This window comes from Steroidobacter sp. (genome assembly GCF_016790065.1).
Taxonomy (GTDB): Bacteria; Pseudomonadota; Gammaproteobacteria; order Steroidobacterales; family Steroidobacteraceae; genus Steroidobacter.
The window spans coordinates 1-3,225 of record NZ_JAEUPY010000172.1 but is presented as its reverse complement, the minus strand read 5'-3'; the positions used below and the strand labels follow the sequence as shown (position 1 = coordinate 3,225).

Sequence of the window (3,225 nt, the reverse complement as noted above, 5' to 3'; positions counted from 1 at the left end):
GGTGGGGCCGGAAGGTCGGCAACAGTTGGTGCGCATCACGCGTAAAGTCGATGAGCGCCGGGGCGATGAGTTCGTGAAGGAGACGCTGGGCTTGGTCAGTTTCGTGCCATTGCTGAAGGGCCTGAACTGAAGGCTGTGGGCCGGTGGCTAGCGCCATGGCTGCTCGCGCTGAGCTTATTGGCCGGCTGTTCATCGACGCCTGACCGGCCGGTCACGTACACCGTCAAACGCGGCGACACTCTGTATTCCATCGCGTACCGGCACAAAGTCGATTACAAAGAACTGGCCAGTTGGAATCGGATCGGCCGGGATTATGTGATTCATCCCGGACAAACATTGCGTCTGTATCCGCCTGGCAGTAAAGGCGCGCGCACTTCAACACCTCCCAAAGCTTCCGGACGTTCGGCCACTCCGCCGAAAGCGCCGACGTCGCCGCGTCAGCCCGCGATACCGGTGGGTCCACCTGTGCAATGGCAATGGCCAGTCAGCGGCGGCACGGCCACGCTCACATCGCGACCCAACGGCGGCAATGGCTTGATGATCGTCGGCAAGTTGGGTGATGACATTCGTGCCGCCGGCAGCGGACGCGTCGTATACACGGGCTCAGGTCTATTGGGTTACGGCCAGCTGGTCATCGTTAAGCACAACGAAAGCTATCTCAGTGCTTATGGTCACTTGCAAGCAGTGCTGATCAAGGAAGGCGATGCGGTCGCGGCCGGGCAGCGGATTGCGACCATGGGCAACGGACCGCAAGGCTCGCCGCAGCTGTATTTCGAAATCCGGATCAATGGCACGCCGGGCAATCCGCTCACATTGTTACCGCAACGCTGAGGAATAGGCTGGCCCGATTGTTGCCCGAGAGCGGGTGGTACGGATCATCAGCCCCCAGGGCTTTCGCGAAGCGAACAACAGTTGCGCTACACGCGATCGTGTGTCTAAATCCGCCCCCACTGTCGCCGGACATCCACACTGGGTGACTCGGAGAAGACGCGGGGGCGGAGGGGGATTCGAGGAAACAGCGCGAAGAAGAACAAAAGCAAAAGAAAAAGAATATTCCGTCAGGCAATGTCTCCAGTGGAGCGGCCGGGCGAGTTGGGTCGAACGATCTTCAGTCCCTCGCGTCTTCTCCCGGTCATCCTGTTCAGTAGGGTGACCGGGAGAATGTTCTTCGAATCTTCAGCTACTGTTTCTCAGCAGCAACGCTGCCACCACGGTTCTGCCTTCGCTGGCCAGGATGTTATACGTCCGGCAGGCGGCGCCTGTGTCCATCACCTCGCAGCCGATGCCTCGTTCCAGCACCGCACCTAGTACCTCGGGTGCCGGGAACTCCTGGCGCGGGCCTGAGCCGATCACGATCACTTCGGGCTTCATCGCGATCGCCGGCTGCAAGTCATCCAGCGACAACTCGGCCATGGTTTGTGGCCGCCAATCGCTGACGATCCGATCGGCCTTCACCAGACAACTGCGCTGAAACAAGGTCTCGCCGATCCGCACCTCACCGGGGGCGTAGGAGCGAATCAGGTTGATGCCGCCAATTTTCTCGTCGGTCAGTTTCATTGGGCTAACATAGCGCAGGTCGCCGCCGCGCTAAAGATGTTGAAGACGCTGACTTCCCTGACGTTACTGGTTCCCGATCTGAATCCCTTGAGAGAGTGGGAAGGCACCGCTGTCGCTCAGTGGTCGCAGCTGTCGCGTCTTGCTGGCCGAGGGGCGGTGAGCAAGCGAGCAATCGAGCCGACCCACGATCCATTGCAGGCGGCCGTGCTCGACGCACTTCAACTCCGTGATGTTGCCGATAGGTATCCCAGCGCGCCGCTCATCGGCACTGCGCTGAAGAGCCCCCGTGCCGGTGGTTTCTGGCTGCGAGCGCAGCCTATACACTTCGCCGCGGGTCTGGATCGGCTGACGACGGTGCCGCTGCGTGGGCAAGCCCGCATGAGTGCGGCTGAGCGTGAAACCTTGTCGCCGACGCTGGTCGATCATTTGCAGTCCACCGGTTTCGAGTTGTTCGACGGCGCCGACGGCGAATGGCTCTTGCGTAGCGAAGCGCCGTTACAAGTGCAGACGGTGTGTCCAGAGTTCGCTGCAGCGAATCCCGGTGCAGACATTTTGCCGCGTGGACGCGATGCGGGTGGGCTGCGGCGTTTGATGACCGAGCTACAGATGTTGTTACACGAACATCCGGTCAGTGCGCGGCGACAGCTGCGAGGGTTGCCGACCTTGAATGCGATTTGGCTGCATGGGGAAGGCATGTTGAGTGATGTGACGGCGCAGTCGTTGCCGCAAGCGTGGTCTGACGATGTTTATTTACGTGGGATTTATCGATTGCATGAGCAGCCTGTGAACGACCGACCCGCCGATGCCGCGGCACTGCTGAAACAAATCGCAGGGCCGACGGTTGCGATGATCGATGCAGCGGATGCTGAAACGTTGGAAACAAACTGGCTCGCGCCTCTCAGTCGCGCGCTGATGAGCGGCGCCATTTCGAAACTCACGGTCATACTCGATGGCTGGCAGGTGACTGCCGACCGCGCCGCCATGTTCAAACTATGGCGTCGTGAATTGCCACCGGCGCGATGGGCCGCATGTTGAATCGCACGATCCGTCGCCGCGCAGTCGATGAGTCTCAGGCACTGCCTGGCGATCTGCATCCGCTGTTGAAACGGTTGTATTCGAATCGCGGCGTCAACGAAGCCGACGATTTGGACTTGGGTCTGGCGAAGCTGATTCCAGTCAGTCGGCTCAGCGGTATCGATGCTGCGGTGGATTTGTTGTGCGAACACTTTCGTAGCGGCAGTCGCATCGTGGTGGTCGGCGACTTCGATGCCGACGGTGCCACCAGCACGGCGCTGGTGGTGCGTCAGTTGCGCCGGCTCGGCTTCAAACAAGTCGACTTCCTGGTGCCCAATCGCTTTCAGTACGGCTACGGCCTGACACCGGAGATCGTGCAGCTCGCGGCGGAATCGAAGCCGGCGCTGATCGTTACTGTCGACAACGGCATCTCCAGTCATGCGGGCGTGGCGATGGCCACGTCGCTGGGTATTCAAACGTTGATCACCGATCATCATTTGTCGCCCGCGACGCTGCCGGCGGCGAACGCCATCGTGAATCCCAACGCGCCGGGCGATACGTTTCCCAGTAAAGCGCTGGCCGGAGTCGGCGTGGCGTTTTATTTGATGGCGGCGCTGACTCGCACCATGCAGGAGCGCGGGCTGTGCGTGAATC

General features: G+C 60.7%; 4 protein-coding genes. 3 read left to right on the top strand and 1 reads right to left on the bottom strand.

The features are described 5' to 3' along the window. Positions 1-177 precede the first annotated feature (177 nt). On the top strand, positions 178-831 hold the full coding sequence (locus JNL55_RS07705; RefSeq protein ID WP_293851556.1) for a peptidoglycan DD-metalloendopeptidase family protein: 654 nt from the start codon (positions 178-180) through the stop codon (positions 829-831). Between the two features lie 345 nt (positions 832-1,176). On the opposite strand, the gene JNL55_RS07700 is transcribed toward JNL55_RS07705, so the two are convergent. Then, entirely contained in the window at positions 1,177-1,557 is a 381-nt protein-coding gene (locus JNL55_RS07700; RefSeq protein ID WP_293851554.1) for an Mth938-like domain-containing protein, read from the bottom strand. Positions 1,558-1,593: 36 nt separating this feature from the next. Between JNL55_RS07700 and JNL55_RS07695 the strand changes: the two genes are divergently transcribed. Together JNL55_RS07695 and JNL55_RS07690 are read left to right on the top strand one after the other, a co-directional pair. Further along, positions 1,594-2,592, top strand: coding sequence for a hypothetical protein (locus JNL55_RS07695; protein ID WP_293851551.1), 999 nt, complete (start codon positions 1,594-1,596; stop codon positions 2,590-2,592). Continuing rightward, the coding region (locus JNL55_RS07690) for a DHH family phosphoesterase (RefSeq protein WP_293851548.1) at positions 2,586-3,225 on the top strand (640 nt) is incomplete at its 3' end. The genes JNL55_RS07695 and JNL55_RS07690, both read left to right, overlap by 7 nt.